This window comes from Sphingobium baderi (assembly GCF_001456115.1).
Classification (GTDB): domain Bacteria; phylum Pseudomonadota; class Alphaproteobacteria; order Sphingomonadales; family Sphingomonadaceae; genus Sphingobium; species Sphingobium baderi_A.
In genome coordinates, this window is sequence record NZ_CP013264.1 from 1822646 (window position 1) to 1841437 (window position 18792).

Sequence of the window (18792 nt, forward strand, 5' to 3'; positions counted from 1 at the left end):
GTTCATACAGGGGCGCGAAAGCGCCGCGGGGTAGAAAATGTTGAAACGAAGCCGTGTGAGCGGTCTGGCCGAATGGCTGGGCGATGCGCTGACGTCTGATGACGAACTGGTCGAATGTATCGCCGATGTGGCGCGGCATTTCGACCGTTCGCCTGCCATCATCGGCCTGCGGGCGGGACTTGCGCTCGATGAGAGGGGACGCCTGCCCTTTCATCAGGCGGAGGCCGCGCTCGATCAGGTCGGGTTGCTGACCGATCATGTGCGGGGACGGCTGGACAAATGGCGGGCGCATGATCTGCCCGCCATCCTGCCACTGACAGAGGGGCGCTATCTGCTGCTCATGGATGTGCAGGGTGGTGATGCGCTGGTGCATCTGCCTGGCATGGACGAACCGATCTGGGTGGCATCGGACCAGCTCGCCCACCGTTTCACGGGCGAAGCTCTGGTCGTCATGGCCGATCATGGGCGCGAGCGCGCCGAGGAACGGCCGTGGGATGAACGGGTGCGCCAGCACTGGTTCTGGCGGGAAGTGTGGCGTGTGCGCGGTTCCTTCCTCTACGTCATGCTGGCGGCGACGATCATCAACCTGCTGGCTTTCGCGCTGCCGCTTTTCACGATGAACGTCTATGACCGGATCATCCCCAACAAGGCGGCGGCGAGTCTGTGGGTGCTGGGTGTCGGCGTGCTGCTCGCCTTCATGCTGGATTTCGCGCTTCGCCTGGCACGCGCGCGGCTGGTCGATGAAGCGGGGCGGCAGATTGATGAACGACTGTCGCAGCGCCTCTTTGAAAGGGTGTTGAATGTCCCGCTCACCAACCGGGCTGGCAGCACCGGCGCTTTGGCGCGGCGCGTGTCGGAATTCGAACTGGTGCGGGAATTCTTTGCCTCGACCACAGTCGTCCTGATCGTGGACGTAGCATTCCTTGCTGTCTTTGTGGGGCTGATCGCCCTGCTGGGCGGTTGGCTCGCGATGGTGCCGGTTGTGATGATGGGGATCATGGCGACGGCGGGCTATTTCCTTCAGCGCTCGATGGGGCGCCTGTCGCGTGACGCCCAGGCCGACGCCAGTCTGCAAAGCTCCACCCTGGTTGAAGCCATTGGCGGCATCGAAACGCTGAAGGCCTGCCGGGCCGAGGGGCGGATGTTGGACCGCTGGCGGCGCTATGCACGGATGAGCGCCGTGACGCAGGAGAAACTGCGTCGTTTGAGCGCGACCTCCGTAACCCTGGCCGCGCTGTGCCAGCAGGTGACGAGCATCGCCTTGGTGATCGGAGGCTTCTACATGTTCGCGGCAGGCGACATCACGATGGGCGCGATCATCGCCATCGTGATGCTGGCCGGGCGGTCGCTCGCTCCGGTCGGGCAGTTGGCCTTCGTGATCGTACGGGCGCGGCAGGCGATGACCACGCTCGATAGCCTGCAAACGCTGATCGACCAGCCTGACGAACGGCTTGATGGTGCGCGCGGCATCATTCCGAAATTCCGCAAAGGGGCGATAACCGCGCAGGATATGGCTTTCGCCTATCCGGGAGCAAGCCAGCCGAGCCTGAGGGGTATCAATCTGCATATCGAACCGGGCGAGCGGATCGGCATCATCGGCCGGGTCGCGTCGGGCAAGTCGACGCTGGGCCGGGTGTTGTGCGGGCTTTATCCGCCCAGCGACGGACTGATGCTGGTGGATGATATCGACAGCCGCCAATATCACCCACACGAACTGCGCTCCGCCTTCCGCTATGTCGGGCAGGATGCGGAACTGTTCAGTGGATCGATTCGCGAAAATCTGATGCTTGGCGCGCATCAGGCGGACGATGAACGGTTGCTGAAGGCGTTGGAGCGTTCGGGTGCGGGGCGTTTCTTCGGCCGGGATGCCGCGGGGTTTGATCTGCATATCGGGGAACGCGGCAGCCGCCTGTCCGGCGGGCAGCGCAGCTTCCTGGTGCTGGCACGCGCGCTAGTTGACCCGTGCCATTTGCTGTTTCTGGATGAACCGACCGGCGCGATGGATCAGCAAACCGAGACGCTCTTCATCGATCATCTCGAAAAGGCGTTGCAGCCGGATCAAACCCTGATCGTGTCGACCCACCGGCATGGGTTGCTCAATCTGGTCGACCGTGTTCTGGTAATTGATCAGGGTATGGTGGTGGCCGATGGCCCGCGAGACCGCATCATCGGGCAGCTTCAGGATCTTTCCAAGGGAAAGATGCAATGAGCAGGGTAGGTTCACGCCCGCTGTTCCGCAGCGCCTTGCTGGCGGCTCCGGCGGCGGCACTGGCCGCTATGGCCGCCCTGTGGAACTTCGGCCCGGAAAGGGCGGCGGAGCCGGGCATTGCGGTTAGCATTGCGCCATCCGGGCGCATCATACCTCGTCAATATGCGGCGTTGGTCCAACTGACTGAAGAGGCCGAAGTTGCCGAGGGGGTGGAGGGCGATGCGGCGCGGCAGGAAAACAGCCGTCTTCGCTTCGCCAGCGACGCCATCCGCCCGGCGGCGTCCTTTCGGGTGGCGACCGGTGCGGAAGCGGACCATGAACGTGCGCTGCAATGCCTGACGCAAGCCATTTATTATGAAGCAGCGCGGGAGCCGGAGGACGGGCAGCGAGCGGTGGCGCAGGTCGTGTTGAACCGCGTGCGGCATCCCGCCTTCGCCAAGACGGTGTGTGGCGTCGTTTATGAACGGTTCGACGCTGCGGTGTGCCAATTCAGCTTCGTTTGCGACGGAGCGCTGGCGAGGCGGCCCTTACCCGATTTGTGGGAAAAGGCGCGCCGCATCGCCGCGCAGGCGTTGGCTGGCAAGGTTTATCCGGGCGTGGGTACCGCGACCCACTATCATGCCGATTATGTGTTTCCGCGCTGGGCGCCGCACCTTGCCAAGATCGCGCAGATCGGGGCGCACATCTTCTATCGCTGGCCGGGCGGCTGGGGTTTGCCCCGTGCTTTTACCGGCCATTATGCGGGCGGCGAGCATATACCGGTTTTAGACCCGGCGCGCTTTGCAAAGCTTGCGGAGCCGCAGATCGACTATCCGTCGGTCGCTGCCCTGCCCGAACGGCGCGCGGCGAACGATCTGGGCGGGCGGCTCGATCCCAGCAAGGGATGGAAACTTTCCATTCCCGACCCTTCGCAGACGCGTGGCTCTCTCGACACCATGCTTGCCCAACAGGGCAGCGGTGCGCCTGCTGGCCGGACTATGGCGCTGGCCGACGGACAAGGACAAAAAGGGGTGAACCCATGATTGCGCGCTGGATCGCCTGGCTTCGCGGAAAGTCCGGCAGCCAACAGGTCATTCTCTATAGCGGCGGCGGCATGATCGTCTTTCTTCTGTGGGCGAGCCTCGCATCGGTGGATGAAGTGACCCATGGGCAGGGCCGCGTGATCCCGTCCAGCAAGGCACAGGTCATCCAGAGCGCCGAACCCACCACGATCGAGGAAATCCTGGTCCGGTCCGGGCAGAAGGTTGCCAAGGGTCAGTTGCTTGTCCGGTTGGATGACGCGATGCTGGCATCGGAACTGGGACAGATTCAGGCAGAAACACGATCCCTGACCGCACGTGCCGACCGTCTGGCCAATGAGGGAACGGGTGCGTCCACCGTTTGCGATCCCGGTGCGAACGGGCGCATCAGCAGCGAATGCCAGCAGGAACAAGCGCTGGCGCAAGTGCGCGATTCGGCCTTGCGCAGCCGTCAGGCCGGCCTGTCCGCGCAAGTGGAGCAGCGCCGCCGCGAAATGGGCGAAGCGCAGGCGACTATTAACAGTCTGGGCGGCAGCGTGCAGCTTTCCCGTAAACGGGTGGAGATGCTGGAGCCGCTGGCGGCGAAGTCGATCGTTCCGCAGACCGAATTGCTGGACGCGCGTCGCGAGCTTGTGGACGCGCAGGGTCGTCTCGACGCGGCCCGCCAGCAGGCGTCGCGTGCCGCCGCCGCCATCCGCGAAGCGCAGGCCCAACTGGCTGAGGCCAATTTCCAGTTCAAGCAGGACGCGCTGAACGAACGCAGCCAGTTGGAAGCGAAAATCGCCGTTAACAGCGAATCCTTGCGGGGGGCGCGGGGCCGGGCGCAAAGGGCGGAAATTCGATCCCCGGTCGATGGCGTGGTGAACGATGTGCAGGTGACGACCATTGGCGGCTTCGTCAGTCCCGGGCAGAAGATCATGCAAATCGTCCCCGTCGGCGAAAAGCTGCTCGTTGAGGCTCGCGTCAAGCCCAATGACATTGCCTTCATCAAGGTGGGAGATAGGGCTGTTGTGAAGGTGACGGCTTATGATTTCTCCATCTATGGGGGATTAAGCGGCACGGTGCAGCAAGTGTCGGCCGACAGCGTTTATGACGAAGCGACGCGGGAAGCCTATTTCACTGTCGTGGTGGAAACCGACCGCGCCTGGCTGGGATCGGGCAGTCACCGCCTGCCGATTACGCCGGGCATGGTATGCGACGTGGAGATATTGACGGGCCGCAAGTCCGTGCTCGCCTACCTTTTGAAACCGGTGATGAAAGCGCGTGAGGAGGCGCTGAGAGAGCGGTGATCGCCCTTATCGCGCGGCGAACTGCGCGGTACGGGGCGTCGTCACCCGGTAGCCGTGCGTCCACCGGCCATAGGTGTTGAAGCTCATGATCGGGCGATAGTCGCTGATCTGCGAAGACGGCAAAACCCTGTCCGTCATATTGTCGAGCACCAGCAGTTCTCCATCAATCCGTACCGCCAGAACCGCGTGGTCCGCCCTACGGACAAGATCCTTGACGATCACGAGGAACATCGACCGCTGGTCGAAGCCCGCGGCTTCCAGCAGCTTCATTTTGGCGATGGCATAGTCTTCGCAATCACCCTTGCCCTGCTGGAGCGACTGGCTGGCCGCAGCCCAGCGGTCCGCTCCGATCCTGTCATCTGTGAAGCGCAGGCGCTGGTTTACCCAGCGATTGACCATCTCGGCCTGTTGCTGGCGTCCGGCCTGTCTGGCGCTGTGGACGAGGGTGCTCCACATGCCGGCGCGAGGAAGGGGCTGCGATGCGCTCGCCCATTTCGGGTCCAGCGATGTGCGGCCTATGGGCAGCGCCACCGATCCAAAAATGTCCGGTTGGCCGGATCGTGGGGTGGACGAAAGTAAAGTGGGTGTGGATCGCGGTAGAGCGGTGAAGGAGTTCGCTGGCTGAACTGCCGCCGCCGTTGGGGCGGGTTGAGGAGGGCTTTCCGGCGTCAGCCCCCGCATGAATGCGGGCATCAGGTCAGGCGTGCGGAAAAGCGGGGCTGGACGATCCAGCACAAGCGTCACCCCCAGCAACTGCCAGCCGGGGAGTTTGTTCGCATATTCGGCGATCCGCTGGTTATTGACGACAGGCATGGCCGTGAAGGATAGGGTGAGCGGCTGGGCCTCTGCTTCTACGCTTATCGACTGCCTTGCGCTGATTTCCGCAAGCCGATTGGAGCCGCCGAACAGATCCGACGCCAGCCTCGCCTTTGCGGAAACGGCGGCATAGGTCTCGATGGCCGGCGGCTTCATCATGTCATTGGCAAGGATGCGGGACGATGATGCAGGGTTCTGCGCCATAGCAGGTCCGCTGGCGGCGACCAACAAAAGGCCACATGTAAGGCGGCACGCCGGTAGGAACACAAAGCGAGACATGCTGCTCGATATGGCGAACGAAGCATAAAATTCGGTGAGGCATCTTGGTTAACGATGGCGCAAGGCGTGGCCTTCCTATGATGCCTACAAGGCCGACCCTCAACGAGGACTACCGCTGGACGATGTGATGCTGGGCTTATGGCTCGCCAAGAGCGCACCGCCAAACGCGATTGATCATGGGCTATCGCATTGTCGTTATGCCCGAAGCGCGTGAGTGGTTGATGTTCATACAAGAGACGGTTGAGGACTAATCCGCCCTCGGCTCCACCATTTTCCTTTGAATATTCCACGAGTCGGGAAGATTCTCGCAAATCTTCACTGCATCGGAAATGCAGGCGGGCCTTTACCGTCGCCGCCGATGGAGCGTAGATCGGACAGCATGACAGACGTGGAATATCTGGCACGGCCCGCTGCAACGGTGGTGGTCGTGCGCGACAGGCCGCAAGGCCCGGCGGACATCCTGATGATGGAGCGAGCGCGCAGCATGGCTTTTGCAGGGGGCGCGCTGGTGTTTCCGGGCGGGGCCGTGGACGACGGGGACCGGGCATTGGCGGCGCGCCTTGCCAACGGGCTGGAACTGGACGACGCGGCGGCGCGGATCGCTGCCATTCGCGAAACGCTGGAGGAAAGCGGTCTTGGCATAGGCTTTGTCGCGCCACCCGCACCGGACCTGCTGGCCGCGATGCGCCGGGCGCTGGCGGATGGCGCGGACATGGCCGCGCTGGTGGATGCCCATGGGCTGGAACTGGCGCTGGACCGGCTCGTGCCCTTTACGCGCTGGCTGCCCACGGTCAGGACGGCGCGGATTTTTGACGCCCGTTTCTATCTGGCAAAGGCGCCCGACGATCAGGAAGGAAGCGTGGACGCGACCGAAAACACCCGCCTGTTCTGGAGCAGCGCCCGCGCGACATTGGCGCGCTGCGCGAGAGGGGAAGGCCGCACCCTCTTTCCCACTCGCCGCAATCTGGAACGGTTGGCCCAGTTCGACACGTTTGACGCGTTGGCCGCCCATGCCGCCGCGACGCCGCCGGACAAGGTGAGGCCGTGGATCGAGGATCGTGACGGCGTGCCGCATTTATGCATTCCCACATATCTGGGTTATCCGGTCACGTCGGAGCCGGTTGCGACCGCTTTGCGCCATTAGGGATGCGTCCCAGATTCCGATTGATGCGTCGGCTCGCCCTGTTGCTCCTGTTGCTTGCGCTGTTGCTGGCGGGATGGGCTTTCATCCGCCAGCGGCCGCAGGATCTGCCCTGGACGAAGCTCGACCTTGCCCAGCCCGTCGGACTGTTCACCGGGCGCAAGCTGGCCGCGTTGACCCGCGATTCCGCGCTGTGCCGGGCGCTGCTGGACAAAGCTGGAATATCCTATCGCGCCATGCCGCCGGGTGGGGAAGGGCGCTGCGCCTTTCGCGACAGCGTGCGCCTTGCCCCTGATCGGGAAGCCATCGCGCTGTCGCCCGCGTCTGTCGCGCCGTCCTGTCCCGTCGCGGCGGCGATCAGGCTATGGGAATGGCATGTGGTCCAGCCCGCCGCGCTGCGCCTGCTGGGCCAGCCGGTGCGAACGGTCACGCATTTCGGCGCCTATAGCTGTCGCCGCATGTATGGACGCGACACGGGGGCGTTCAGCGAACATGCGACTGCCGACGCCATCGACATAGCGGGCTTTGTACTGGACGATGGGCGCAGGATCACCGTGGCGGCGGACTGGAACGGGGAGGGAAAGGACGCGGCCTTCCTGCGCGCGGTGCGGGACGGGGCCTGCGGCTTGTTCTCCACGGTGCTGTCGCCCGACTATAATGCGGCGCATCGCGACCACCTTCACCTCGATCAGGCGGAACGGGGCGCGACCGGCTGGCGGGCGTGCCGTTAGGACGGGCTGGACTTTACTGCCCGAAGCCGGAATCGCGGGCCAGCGTCACGGCTTCGCGCGCGGCGGCGAACAGTGCACCACCCTTTGCTTCGCACTCGCGCTGTTCATAGGCCGCTTCGCTGTCGGCGACGATGCCCGCGCCCGCCTGCACATGCATGACGCCATCCTTGAGCACGGCGGTGCGTAGGACGATGCAGCTGTCCATATTGCCGTCCGGCGCGAAATAGCCGACGCATCCGGCATAGGCGCCGCGCGTTTCGGGTTCCAGTTCCGCGATGATCTGGCAGGCGCGGACCTTGGGCGCGCCGGAGACGGTGCCTGCCGGAAATCCCGCGAACAGGGCATCGAGCGCATCCTTGCCGGGCGCGATCCGGCCGACGACGTTCGACACGATGTGCATGACATGGCTGTAGAACTCGACGGTATAACTGTCCGTGACCGTCACGCTGCCCGCCGCCGCGACCCGGCCGACATCGTTGCGGCCCAGGTCCAGCAGCATCAGATGCTCCGCTCGCTCCTTGGGATCTGCGAGCAGGCTTTCGCGATTGGCCGCATCCTCCACCGCCGTTTTCCCGCGTGGGCGCGTGCCCGCAATGGGACGGATGGTGACTTCCCCGTCCCGCGCGCGGACCAGTATTTCCGGGCTGGAGCCGATCAGCGCAAAACCGGGGAGGTCGAGATAATAGAGGAAGGGCGAGGGGTTGATCCGCCGCAAGGCGCGATAGAGCGCGATGGGCGGCAGAGTGAAGGGGCTGGTGAAACGCTGCGCCAGCACGACCTGAAACACGTCGCCCGCGACGATATAATCCTTCGCCCGATGGACCATCGCGGCATAGCGGTCCGGCTCCAGCACCGGGGTCAGCGTGATGTCGGCGATGTCGGCCGACGCGCCCTGTTGTGGGATCGGCGCTGCGAGGCGGGCGGCGACCGCGTCGATCCGGTCCAGCGCTTCCGCAATTGCGCGGTCGGTATCGCTCACATCTTCCTTCCACACCGGCGCGACAAGATAGAGCGCGTCGGCGAGGCGATCGAACACCAGCACGACCGTCGGCCGCACGAACAGCATGTCGGGGATGGCGATGGGATTGGGATCGGGACGGGGCAGCTTTTCCACCAGTCCGATCGTCTCATAGCCGAAATAGCCCACGAGGCAGGCGAGCGCGGGGGGGAGCGCCGGGTCCATCTCCGCCCGGCATTCCGCCACCAGCGCGCGCAGGGCGTCGAGCGCGCCCGCCTTCTGCGTGACGAATGCATCGCGGTCGGTCGCCCATTGGCGGTTGATCTCCGCCTGTTGCCCCTGCGCCCGGAACACAAGGTCGGGGGCAAGCCCGATCAGGCTGTAACGTCCCCGCACCGCGCCGCCTTCCACCGATTCCAGCAGAAAGTCGCCGCGATCCGGCTCGAACAGCTTGAGGGCAGCGGAAATGGGCGTGTCGGTGTCGGCAATCTGCCGCCGCCACACCAGAGCGGATTTGCCCTGCGCCAGCGCCTCGCGCGCGGTCGCGATGCCGTCTGTCGCCGTCTGCCCCGCCGCTGCCGTCATCTTACTGGGCGCTGCTGTTGGTCGTGGTCAGGGCGCGCTGAACGCCTGCAACGGCATTGGCGTTGCGCCTGACGCCGATCTCCTTTTCGACAGCGCGCTCGAACTGCTGGCCATATTCCTCGCCGACCGCATTGCCCAGTTGGTCGCGGACCTGTGCCAGTAATTCCGGCTGGCTCTTGGCGTCGCCGCTCTTGATCGCGTTCAGCTGCACGATGAAATAGCCGCGGTCCTGCCCGATCGGCAGCGTCTTCACGCTGCCCTGCGCCATGGAAAACAGGATGGCCACCTCTGCCGGGGGACGCTGCTCCCCGCGCATGATGTCGGCACGGCGGCCGCCCAGCACCTGCGGCGCGGGCAGCTTCACGCCCGCCTGCGCGATGGCGTCGGCCAGTTTCGCGCCCTTGGCGACCTTGGCGCGGATGTCCTCCGCCAGCTTCTTCGCCTTCTGGTTGCCCTGATTGAGCTTATATTGCACCGCCACCAGCGCCTTGACCTTGGCGAGGGGCGGGGGCGCGGCCGCCACGATCTCGCCTGGCGCGGCGAGCGCATAGCGCTTGTCCGGCGTGATCGGCACGAGTTGCGCGTCGTCATCCGCGCTCATGGCGAAGACCGGCGCCAGCAGCGCCTTCACGTCGGCGGTGGGTTCGTGGAGCTGGTCCTCCGCCTGCTTGCCGTCCGCCAGCAGCAGCGGCGTGGTTTCCAGCTTTAGCCCATTATCCTTCGCCACTTCCTCGAAGGTGCCGCCATCGGCGATCTGGTCCTCGATCTTGCCGGTGAAATCGGTCAGAAGCTGTTTTTCCTTTTGCGCCCGCAGCGTTTCGACGATTTCGCCCTTCACGGCCGCCAAGGCCTTGGCCGGGACGCTCTGAACGCCCGTGACGCGCAGCAGAACCCAGCCCAGCGATCCGCGCACCGGTCCCACCAGATCGCCCTGCTTCGCGGCGAATGCGGCGTCGGCGACGGCCTTCGACGCCGAAGCGGTCAGCGCCTCGCGGCTCTGGTCCTTGACCGCCGAAACGGAAAGGCCCGCGCCCTGCGCCGCGATGGCGAGCGATTTGCCGCCCTTCACCTGATCGGCAATGGTCTTGGCCGCCGCCTCGGTCGGCAGCACAAGCTGTTCGACGCTGCGGTTTTCCTTGGCGGCATAAGCGCCTTTGTTCTGATTATAGGCGGCTGTGATCTCCGTCTCGGTCGGCTGCGACGCCTGCGCGAAGCGTTCGGCGTCGATCACGGCGTAGCGGATGCGGCGTTGTTCCGGGATGGTGAAGCGTGCGGCGTTCGCCTTATAAAATTCATTGAGCTGCGCGTCGGTCGGCTCCTTGTCCTCAAGGAACGCCATAGCCGGTATCGCCGCGACCGTGCCCTGGCGCGCTTCCAGCAACAGCGAGGCATAGGGCAGCACCAGGCTGTCGGGCAGCTTCACGCCCAGGCCCAGCGGGGCCAGCATCTGCTTTTCCAGAATCTCGCGGCTGATGTCGTCGCGTAGCATCTGTTCGGTGATGCGCTGGCTGGCGAGAAGCTGGCGGAACTGATCCTGGCTGAAATTGCCCGCCGCGTCCTGAAAAGCGGGAATCTGCGCGATCTGCGCGTCGACCAGCCGCTTACTGATATGGACGCCCTGATCCTTCGCATATTCCTTGATGGTGAGCGAGGAAACCAGCTGGTCGTAGATCTGCGCCGCGCCGCCCTGCGCGAAGAAATCCGAAATCTGCAACCCCGGATTGGACCGGCGCGCATTTTCGAACACGCGCTGCACCCGGTCCTGCAACTCCGTCGCGGTGAGTCGCGATCCGCCGACCTTCGCCACGGTTTCGCCGGTGCCCAACATGCTGCCGGTGCCGAACTTGCCGCTGGTGACATCCCCCAGGATGAAGGCGGCGGCGATCACACCCAGAAACAGGATGGCAAAGACCGCACCGAACTTGGAGTGGATGAGGCGGCGGAAAGTTGAGAGCATGAATAAAGGCTTCCGAACAGCAGCGGTGAGGCGGCCCGCTTTAAGGGCGGATCGACGCGGCGGCAAGGTCTGGCGGGATGGGGCAGGCTGGACAAATGCCGCCACGCCGTCCATCGCGCACGCCACACGCAGCATGATATTCAAGGGGAAATGATCGATGGGCAGGCGCAAGCTGGTTGTCGGCAACTGGAAGATGAACGGCCTCAAGGCGCAATTGGGCGAGGTGGAAGCCATCGGCGTGCTCGCCGCGCGGCACCCTGTTGTCGAGGTGGGGCTGTGCCTGCCCGCCACGCTCATCGCCCCGGCGCAGGCTATCAGGGGCGCTGCCTTCATCGGCGCGCAGGACTGTCATATGAAGGACAACGGCGCGCATACCGGCTGCCTGTCCGCCGCGATGCTGGCCGAAGCGGGCGCAAGCTGGACCATCGTGGGCCATAGCGAGCGGCGGCAGGATCAGGGGGAAACCGACGGCGATGTCGCCGCCAAGGCGCTGGCCGCGAAGGCGGCGGGGCTGCATGTGATCCTGTGCGTGGGCGAAAGTCTGGACGTGCGCGACGCGGGCCATGCGGAATCGGTTGTCTCCGCGCAGCTTCTGGCCTCCCTGCCCGAAGGGGCGGCGGCGGACTGGCTCGCCATCGCCTATGAACCCATCTGGGCCATCGGCACCGGCCGCATCCCCACCATGGAAGCGGTAGAAGCCATGCACCGCGCCCTGCGCGCCGCGCTCGCCACGAAGATCGGGGCAGAGGCGGAAGGAATGCGAATCCTCTATGGCGGCTCCATGAACGGCGACAATGCGGCGGAACTGTTGGCCATCGCGGACGTGGACGGCGGCCTCGTCGGCGGCGCGAGCCTCACCGCCGCGAAATTCGCGCCCGTGATCGCGGCGGCGGGCTGAACCTTCGGGTCATGCTTGCTGAGGGGGAAGCAAAACCATAGCCTCGCGCTGGACCGGTTATGGCTATTTTCGGATATTCCTCACTCCGTTCGCCCCTACTCAGGACGAACGGATTTGAGTGCCCGCAAACCACCCATAACCGCTCCTCCGCAAACCCTATTATCGCCCGAACCGAACCCTTCCGGTTGCCCCCGCGTCTTATCAACGCTATGTGCGCGGCAACGCACCCTTCACCGGACAGAAACGCAACCGCATGTTCACCTTCCTCCTCGTCGTGCAGGCCATTGTCGCCGCCTGCCTCGTCACCGTCATCCTGATGCAGAAGTCGGAAGGCGGCGGGCTGGGCGTCGGCGGTTCTCCGGCGGGGTTCATGTCGGCGCGCGGGGCGGCGGATTTCCTCACCCGCTCGACCACGATTCTCGCGACTATATTCGTCGCGCTGTCGATCACGCTGGCGGTCATCGCCTCCGTCCGCCACGCGCCCAGCAGCATCGACACCTCGCTGGTGAAGCAGGCCCCCGCCACGCCGCAGCAGGCTCCGGCGGCCGGCGGCAACGCCGATCCGCTGGCGGGCGCGGCCGGCGCGGTCGGCAACGGCAGCGCCTCCAACGGCGCGGTTCCGCTCGCCAACTGACCTTTTCGTCGATCGATTGATCTTTTTTGCGTGCGTGGGGATTCCCGCGCTTGCCCAACTCGCTTGTAAAAGGCTAAGCCTCCTCTCCCATGGCGCGGTATATTTTCATCACCGGCGGCGTGGTCTCCTCGCTTGGCAAGGGCCTGATGGCCGCTTCGCTTGCAGCTCTGTTGCAGGCGCGAGGTTTCCGTGTGCGAATCCGGAAGTTCGATCCCTATCTCAACGTCGATCCGGGCACGATGAGCCCGTATCAGCATGGCGAGGTCTATGTGACCGACGACGGGGCGGAAACCGACCTCGACCTCGGCCATTATGAGCGGTTCACGGGCGTTTCGGCGCGCCAGTCCGACAATGTGACGCAGGGCCGCGTCTATCAGACGATCATCGCGCGGGAGCGGCGCGGCGACTATCTGGGCGCGACGGTGCAGGTGATTCCCCACGTCACCGATGAGATCAAGGCGTTCGCCATCGCCGACACCGAAGACCTCGACTTCGTGCTGTGCGAGATCGGCGGCACGGTGGGCGACATCGAATCGCTGCCCTTCATGGAAGCGATTCGCCAGCTTCACAACGATCTGGGCCGCGGCCAATCGATCTTCGTCCATGTGACGCTGGTCCCCTATATCGCGGCGGCGGGCGAGCTGAAGACCAAGCCGACGCAGCACAGCGTCCGCGAACTCACCTCGCTCGGTATCCAGCCCGACATTCTCCTGTGCCGCTGCGAACAGCCGCTGCCCGACAGCGAGCGGCGCAAGATCGCGCTTTTCTGCAACGTGCGTCCCGAAGCGGTCATCCCCGCGCTCGACGCCAGCAGCATCTATGCGGTCCCGACCCAATATCATGCCGAAGGGCTGGACGACGAAGTGCTCCGCGCCTTCGGGATGGAAGGCGCGCCGCAGCCTTCGCTCGACCGCTGGCACGACATCATGGACCGTCAGCAGAACCCCGAAGGCGAAGTCACCATCGGCGTGGTCGGCAAATATGTCGGCCTCCCCGACGCCTATAAATCGCTGCACGAGGCGCTCCATCATGGCGGTTTCGCCAACCGGGTGAAGGTCAACATCCGCTGGATCGACGCTGAACTGTTCGAGGAAGAGGGCGCGGACATCGCCGCCCGGCTCGAACCCATGCACGGCATCCTCGTCCCGGGCGGCTTCGGCGTGCGCGGCAGCGAGGGCAAGATCGCCAGCGTCAAATTCGCCCGCGAACGCGGCGTGCCCTTCTTCGGCATCTGCCTCGGCATGCAGATGGCCTGCATCGAAGGGGCGCGGAACACGGCGGGGATCGCCAACGCCTCCACCACCGAATTTGGCGAAACCAGCGAGCCGGTCGTCGGCCTCATCACCGAATGGATGAGCAAGGAGGGCCTTCAGCAGCGCACCGCCGACACCGATCTGGGCGGCACCATGCGTCTGGGCGCCTATCCCGCGAAGCTCACCGGCAACAGCGTCGTCGCGGGCATCTATGGCGCGACCGAGATCAGCGAGCGCCACCGCCACCGCTATGAAGTCAATGCGGGCTATCGCGAGCCATTGGAAAAGGGCGGCCTCATCTTCTCCGGCATGTCACCGGACGGCACTCTGCCGGAGATCGTCGAGCGGCCCGAGCACCCCTGGTTCGTGGGCGTGCAGTTCCACCCGGAACTCAAGTCCAAACCCTTCGACCCGCACCCCCTCTTCGCGGGCTTCATCGAAGCGGCGCTCAAGCAGAGCCGGCTCGTGTAATTATCTCCGTTCGTTTCAAGCAAAGTCGAGAAGCCGCCAACCGCTTCTCGACTTTGCTTGAACGGATATAAGCTATTTCGCAGGCGTCAGCTTGAGCAGCCGGCCCTGCGATCCCCGCCCGCCATCCTCCAGCAGCCACAGCGCGCCTTCCGGCCCTTGTTCCACTTCGCGGATGCGCGCGCCCATGTCCCACTGGTCGGCCTTGGCGGCGTTCTCGCCGTCCAGCTTCACCCGGACCAGCGCCTGCCCCGACAGCGCGCCCAGGAATAGCGACCCTTTCCACTGCGGAAACAGGTCGCCCGAATAATAGACCAGTCCCGCGGGCGAGATGGAGGGATTCCACCAGACCTTGGGCGCCTCGAACCCGTCATGGGGCTGGTGATCGGGAATGTCGCGCCCGTCATAATGGCTGCCGTTCGACGCCTTGGGATAGCCATAATTCGCCCCCGGCTTGATGAGGTTCACCTCGTCGCCGCCCTGCGGCCCCATTTCCTGCTCCCACAATCGCCCGTCCTTGTCGAAGGCCAGCCCCAGCAGGTTGCGGTGCCCGTATGACCAGACCGCCGGATGGAATCCCTTGCCGGCCAGCGGATTGCCTGCCGCCGCCGTGCCGTCGGGATTGAGCCGCAGCACCTTGCCCAAGGTCGCCTTCGGGTCCTGCGCCGGATCGAATTTCTGCCGCTCGCCATTGGTGAAGAACAGATATTTTCCGTCCGGTGAAAAGGCGATGCGCCCGGAATAATGGCCGTTCCCGTCCACATAGGGGGCGGCGCGGAAGATCGTCCTGAAACCGTTCAGCATCGCTTGCGGAGGGCAGGGCGCGCGGACGCATTGCACCTGCCGCTCGACAAGCTGGCCCATGCCCAGCGCCACGCCCTTGCCGCCCGCGCCCTGTTCCGACCAGCTCAGATAGACGATGCCATTGTCCTTGAACTGCGGATGCAGCACCACGTCCATCAGCGCGCCTTGCCCCGCGCTGTCCACGCGCGGCCCGCCGTCGATGCCCACCTGGACCTTGCCGTCCCAGCTCTTATCCTTGTTGCGCGGATCGAACAGCACCAGTTCGCCTGCCTTCTCCGTCACCAGCAGGCGGCCATCGGGCAGGAAAGTCATCGCCCAGGGTGCATCGAAATCGGTGATCACCTCGGACTTGAAGGGCTTGCCCGCCGTCTCGGCGCGGTTCTGCCCCGTCGCATTGTCGGCCGAGCAGGCCAGCAGGACGAGCGGCAGGGCGGCGAAAGAAAAATGGCGTATCATATGTTTCTCCCTTGCGCTTCCAACCCACGGGCGGGCGGCGCGTTCCGCATTGCAATCGGCGGCTCTGGACCTAGATAGATCTTGTAATATTATTGCACGGAAAGGAAATGGCCATGAGCAGCGATCCGGTCGTCATCGCGGGCTATGCGCGCACGCCGATGGGCGGATTCCAGGGCGCGCTGTCGCCGCTCAAGGCCACGGAACTGGGCGCGGCGGCGGTGAAGGCGGCGGTCGAGCGCGCGGGCGTCCCCGCCGATGCCATCGACCGCATCTATATGGGCTGCGTTCTCCCCGCCGGCCTGGGCCAGGCTCCCGCGCGCCAGGCGGCGCTGGGCGCGGGCCTGCCGCAATCGGTCGAGGCCACGACCGTCAACAAGATGTGCGGATCGGGGATGCAGGCCGCGATCATGGCGCAGGAGGCGCTTCTTGCCGGGACCGCCGATATCGTCATCGCGGGCGGCATGGAAAGCATGACCAACGCCCCCTATGCGCTGCCCAAGCACCGCTCTGGCGCGCGCATCGGCCATGACCGCATCATCGACACGATGATGATGGACGGGCTGGAGGACGCCTATGAACCCGGCAAGGCGATGGGCGTCTTCGCCGAGGAAACCGCGCGTGATTATCAGTTCACGCGGCAGGATCAGGACGCCTACGCCATCCGCTCGCTCGAACGCGCCAACGCGGCCATAGCCAGCGGGGCCTTTGCCGGGGAAATCACGCCGGTCACGGTCAAGGGCCGGGGCGGCGACACCATCATCGACACCGACGAACAGCCCGGCAAGGCGAAGCCCGACAAGATTCCGTCGCTCAAACCCGCCTTCGTCAAGGACGGCACGATCACCGCCGCCAACGCCTCCTCCATCTCGGACGGCGCGGCGGCGCTGGTGATGACGCGCCAGAGCGTCGCGGAAAAGCTGGGTCTGCCCATCGTCGCGAAGGTCGTCGCCACCGCCGCCCACGCCCATGAGCCGCCCAAATTCACCACCGCGCCGGTCCCTGCCATGCGTAAGGTGCTGGAGAAAGCAGGCTGGTCGGTCGAGGATGTCGACCTGTTCGAAGTCAACGAAGCCTTCGCCGTGGTCGCCATGATCGCCGCGAAGGAACTCGCCATTCCCGCCGAAAAGCTCAACGTCAACGGCGGCGCGACGGCGCTCGGCCATCCCATCGGCGCGAGCGGCGCGCGCATTCTCGCCACCCTGATCGCCGCGCTCCAGAGCCGGGGCGGCAAGCGTGGCGTCGCCTCCCTCTGCATCGGCGGCGGCGAAGCGACCGCGATGGCGATCGAACTGGCGTAAAAGCAGGACGGCTGGGTGGATCGAAGCGGCGCATGGGATGGCCGTTTCGCGCTACGATAATGGTTTGCTCTCTGCCTCGCCTGACGGATGCCCGGCGATCAGCGCGCCGAGGCGGAGGGGTGAGAAAGCGTCGTCCGCCCAATGTGGGGTGTTGCCGGGAATGCCATAGCGGAACGGTCGGCCGGTCGGGATGTGCAAGGTGCCGAACATCCAGTCATAGATCGACAGAAAGACACCGAAGTTGCGGAAATTGCCCCCGTCGCGGCCATAGCCATGGTGGCTGTGATGGATACCCGGCGAGATAAAGACATGCTCCAGTCCGCGGAACAGCGAGCCGAAAACGGAGTGCCGCCTGATCGCATCGTCCCAGCGGAAATCGCTGTGGGTGAAGATGCCCCAGAAAGTGAAAATCACGATCGCAAGGCCTGCTGCCTGCGCCTGACCCAAATAGATCGCCAGCGAAAACACCCAACCCAGACCGCCGACCAGAATCCAGAACGGACTGATCCGGAAGTTGAGCAGCACGTTCACATATTGGGCGGTGTGATGCGTGCGGTGCATGCGCCAAAACCAATCGAACCACCGGCTGCCTTTCAGTTGGTGGCTGCCGCGATGAACCCAGTAATTGGCGAACTCCGCTAAGAGGATGATGGCGATCAGCGCCGGCAGGAAGGGCACATTATGCAAAGCCCCCTGTCCGCTCGGAAACAGGTAAGCAATGGCCATCGCCACTACCGCCGTGCCCGCCGGTCGCACCAGCGCCGCGCCAAGCATGCAAATGCTGTTCACGATCCAGTCGCTGCGGCTGTAAATTTTACGGTGTCGGCCGGCGATCACCTCCGCCAGCAGGATCACGCCGGTTACCGCCAAAACCCACAGTCCCAGATGGTTCATGTTTCTTCCTCGCCTATGGCTCCTATCGTTGCAGAGCCGATGTCTCGCGTCTAATGCATATGAATAATATTTTTGATGATTAGGATGCATCAAAATGGACTTGCGTAACCTGCGCCATCTGGTCGCCCTTTCCCGCAGGCTGAGCTTTTCACGCGCCGCCGACGATTTGGGGCTGTCTCAATCCGCACTCACCCGCAGCATCCAGTCCTTGGAGCGACAGGCCGGAATGCGGCTGTTCGATCGGGGTCGCGGGGGGGTAAGTCTCACCTCGCAGGGTCACGTTGTAGTTGAACGCGCCAATGCATTGCTGACCCAGGCAGATGATTTCGAACGCCAGTTGCGACACACCGCGCGAGGGGAAGAAGGCCGGGTCAGCTTCGGCATGGCGCCATTACCGGCCTGGACCTTACTGCCGACCCTCTTGTCAGAAAGCCTTCAAGCATTTCCAGCGCTCACCAACGAAGTCGTGGTCCGCAATGTCGAGGCGCTGTGGCCGCTTCTGTTAGCGGGTGATATAGAGTTTTTCGTTAGTGCAGAAGGGCAGGCGCCTGATGCGCCGCGCGTGCGCGCCGAAACGCTTGGCCACTTCCCTGTCACGCTGATTGTCCGTGCTGCTCACCCGCTGTTGAAAGAAGATTGCCCGGATCAGGAATTTCCCGTGCTGCTTTCCAGTCGGGCAACCGCGAACATGGCCATATTCGACAACCTCCGCAAATGGGCGGCAGGCCCTCCGCATGTGGTGGAGGATTACGCCACGCTGGTCATGCTCACCAAGTCCACTGATGCGATCTGGGTTTCATCGGCCTATTCCGTCGCACGGGATCTCGAAGCCAAACGGCTTCATGCCCTTGATCGGCTCGGCACCGGCACGCCCCAGAGTTTTCGAATGGTTATTTACTCGCTCGATCGTCGCTCTCAATCACCGGGAATGCTAAGGGTGAAACAGGCCTTTCGACAGCAGATACAAGGACTGCGGAACGCGCTCAGCACATCCAGTTCCGGAACCCGATAGCACTCGATCCCGTCGGCGGTGGCTCAGGCCTGAACGCAGGGGCGACAGAAAGACAGCCATGCGGTGCCGCTGTCGCTGTGCCAAACGGCAA

Annotated in this window: 15 protein-coding genes; 10 read left to right on the plus strand and 5 right to left on the minus strand. The window is 64.4% G+C overall.

Translation table 11 applies throughout. The features are described from left to right. Positions 1 to 37: 37 nt before the first annotated feature. Genes ATN00_RS09095 through ATN00_RS09105 form a run of 3 tightly spaced genes read left to right on the plus strand, consistent with a single transcriptional unit; the run spans position 38 to position 4517 of the window. A complete protein-coding gene (locus ATN00_RS09095; protein WP_062064102.1) occupies positions 38 to 2209 on the plus strand; it encodes a type I secretion system permease/ATPase in 2172 nt (723 codons plus the stop codon). Then, on the plus strand, positions 2206 to 3231 hold the full coding sequence (locus ATN00_RS09100; RefSeq protein ID WP_231746433.1) for a cell wall hydrolase: 1026 nt from the start codon (positions 2206 to 2208) through the stop codon (positions 3229 to 3231). Before ATN00_RS09095 ends, ATN00_RS09100 begins: the two co-directional genes overlap by 4 nt. After that, entirely contained in the window at positions 3228 to 4517 is a 1290-nt protein-coding gene (locus ATN00_RS09105) for an HlyD family type I secretion periplasmic adaptor subunit (protein ID WP_062064103.1), read from the plus strand. The genes ATN00_RS09100 and ATN00_RS09105 overlap by 4 nt, the downstream gene beginning before the upstream one ends. A gap of 6 nt (positions 4518 to 4523) precedes the next feature. On the opposite strand, the gene ATN00_RS09110 is transcribed toward ATN00_RS09105, so the two are convergent. After that, on the minus strand, positions 4524 to 5537 hold the full coding sequence (locus tag ATN00_RS09110) for a transglutaminase-like cysteine peptidase (RefSeq protein ID WP_062064105.1): 1014 nt from the start codon (positions 5535 to 5537) through the stop codon (positions 4524 to 4526). 454 nt (positions 5538 to 5991) lie between these two features. Between ATN00_RS09110 and ATN00_RS09115 the strand changes: the two genes are divergently transcribed. Next, on the plus strand, positions 5992 to 6756 hold the full coding sequence (locus tag ATN00_RS09115; protein WP_062064107.1) for an NUDIX hydrolase: 765 nt from the start codon (positions 5992 to 5994) through the stop codon (positions 6754 to 6756). A 2-nt stretch (positions 6757 to 6758) separates the two neighbouring features. After that, positions 6759 to 7484, plus strand: a complete 726-nt coding sequence (locus ATN00_RS09120) for an extensin-like domain-containing protein (protein ID WP_062064109.1) — start codon at positions 6759 to 6761, stop codon at positions 7482 to 7484. 13 nt (positions 7485 to 7497) lie between these two features. Here the strand turns inward: ATN00_RS09120 and trpE are convergent, their stop codons facing one another. Together trpE and ATN00_RS09130 are read right to left on the minus strand one after the other, a co-directional pair. Further along, positions 7498 to 9027 (minus strand): anthranilate synthase component I, encoded by a 1530-nt coding sequence (trpE, locus tag ATN00_RS09125; RefSeq protein ID WP_062064111.1) that lies wholly within the window; start codon positions 9025 to 9027, stop codon positions 7498 to 7500. A gap of 1 nt (position 9028) precedes the next feature. Further along, positions 9029 to 10984 carry a peptidylprolyl isomerase gene (locus ATN00_RS09130; protein WP_062068591.1) on the minus strand — a complete coding sequence of 652 codons (1956 nt, stop codon included), beginning with the start codon at positions 10982 to 10984 and terminating at the stop codon, positions 9029 to 9031. Between the two features lie 157 nt (positions 10985 to 11141). Between ATN00_RS09130 and tpiA the strand changes: the two genes are divergently transcribed. The 3 genes from tpiA (at position 11142) to ATN00_RS09145 (ending at position 14240) form a co-directional block, all read left to right on the plus strand. Beyond that, on the plus strand, positions 11142 to 11882 hold the full coding sequence (gene tpiA / locus ATN00_RS09135) for a triose-phosphate isomerase (RefSeq protein WP_062064113.1): 741 nt from the start codon (positions 11142 to 11144) through the stop codon (positions 11880 to 11882). 253 nt (positions 11883 to 12135) lie between these two features. After that, positions 12136 to 12516 carry a preprotein translocase subunit SecG gene (gene secG, locus ATN00_RS09140; RefSeq protein ID WP_021245624.1) on the plus strand — a complete coding sequence of 127 codons (381 nt, stop codon included), beginning with the start codon at positions 12136 to 12138 and terminating at the stop codon, positions 12514 to 12516. Positions 12517 to 12605: 89 nt separating this feature from the next. Then, entirely contained in the window at positions 12606 to 14240 is a 1635-nt protein-coding gene (locus tag ATN00_RS09145; protein ID WP_062064114.1) for a CTP synthase, read from the plus strand. 72 nt (positions 14241 to 14312) lie between these two features. On the opposite strand, the gene ATN00_RS09150 is transcribed toward ATN00_RS09145, so the two are convergent. Continuing rightward, on the minus strand, positions 14313 to 15497 hold the full coding sequence (locus ATN00_RS09150; RefSeq protein ID WP_062064116.1) for a PQQ-dependent sugar dehydrogenase: 1185 nt from the start codon (positions 15495 to 15497) through the stop codon (positions 14313 to 14315). Between the two features lie 113 nt (positions 15498 to 15610). Between ATN00_RS09150 and ATN00_RS09155 the strand changes: the two genes are divergently transcribed. After that, on the plus strand, positions 15611 to 16795 hold the full coding sequence (locus ATN00_RS09155; protein WP_062064118.1) for an acetyl-CoA C-acyltransferase: 1185 nt from the start codon (positions 15611 to 15613) through the stop codon (positions 16793 to 16795). A gap of 51 nt (positions 16796 to 16846) precedes the next feature. Here ATN00_RS09155 and ATN00_RS09160 read toward each other — a convergent pair whose 3' ends face one another. Then, positions 16847 to 17689 (minus strand): sterol desaturase family protein, encoded by an 843-nt coding sequence (locus ATN00_RS09160; RefSeq protein WP_062064121.1) that lies wholly within the window; start codon positions 17687 to 17689, stop codon positions 16847 to 16849. A gap of 100 nt (positions 17690 to 17789) precedes the next feature. Between ATN00_RS09160 and ATN00_RS09165 the strand changes: the two genes are divergently transcribed. After that, the gene (locus ATN00_RS09165) at positions 17790 to 18701 is read left to right on the plus strand and encodes a LysR family transcriptional regulator (protein WP_197413709.1); all 912 of its coding nucleotides are present in this window, start codon (positions 17790 to 17792) and stop codon (positions 18699 to 18701) included. Positions 18702 to 18792 lie beyond the last annotated feature (91 nt).

What these genes read in the sequence shown, in the direction of transcription:
- ATN00_RS09095 (WP_062064102.1), top strand. Translation starts at nt 38, where the DNA reads ATGTTGAAACGAAGCCGTGTGAGCGGTCTGGCCGAATGGCTGGGCGAT.
- ATN00_RS09100 (WP_231746433.1), top strand. Translation starts at nt 2,206, where the DNA reads ATGAGCAGGGTAGGTTCACGCCCGCTGTTCCGCAGCGCCTTGCTGGCG.
- ATN00_RS09105 (WP_062064103.1), top strand. Translation starts at nt 3,228, where the DNA reads ATGATTGCGCGCTGGATCGCCTGGCTTCGCGGAAAGTCCGGCAGCCAA.
- ATN00_RS09110 (WP_062064105.1), bottom strand. Translation starts at nt 5,537, where the DNA reads ATGGCGCAGAACCCTGCATCATCGTCCCGCATCCTTGCCAATGACATG.
- ATN00_RS09115 (WP_062064107.1), top strand. Translation starts at nt 5,992, where the DNA reads ATGACAGACGTGGAATATCTGGCACGGCCCGCTGCAACGGTGGTGGTC.
- ATN00_RS09120 (WP_062064109.1), top strand. Translation starts at nt 6,759, where the DNA reads ATGCGTCCCAGATTCCGATTGATGCGTCGGCTCGCCCTGTTGCTCCTG.
- trpE (WP_062064111.1), bottom strand. Translation starts at nt 9,027, where the DNA reads ATGACGGCAGCGGCGGGGCAGACGGCGACAGACGGCATCGCGACCGCG.
- ATN00_RS09130 (WP_062068591.1), bottom strand. Translation starts at nt 10,984, where the DNA reads ATGCTCTCAACTTTCCGCCGCCTCATCCACTCCAAGTTCGGTGCGGTC.
- tpiA (WP_062064113.1), top strand. Translation starts at nt 11,142, where the DNA reads ATGGGCAGGCGCAAGCTGGTTGTCGGCAACTGGAAGATGAACGGCCTC.
- secG (WP_021245624.1), top strand. Translation starts at nt 12,136, where the DNA reads ATGTTCACCTTCCTCCTCGTCGTGCAGGCCATTGTCGCCGCCTGCCTC.
- ATN00_RS09145 (WP_062064114.1), top strand. Translation starts at nt 12,606, where the DNA reads ATGGCGCGGTATATTTTCATCACCGGCGGCGTGGTCTCCTCGCTTGGC.
- ATN00_RS09150 (WP_062064116.1), bottom strand. Translation starts at nt 15,497, where the DNA reads ATGATACGCCATTTTTCTTTCGCCGCCCTGCCGCTCGTCCTGCTGGCC.
- ATN00_RS09155 (WP_062064118.1), top strand. Translation starts at nt 15,611, where the DNA reads ATGAGCAGCGATCCGGTCGTCATCGCGGGCTATGCGCGCACGCCGATG.
- ATN00_RS09160 (WP_062064121.1), bottom strand. Translation starts at nt 17,689, where the DNA reads ATGAACCATCTGGGACTGTGGGTTTTGGCGGTAACCGGCGTGATCCTG.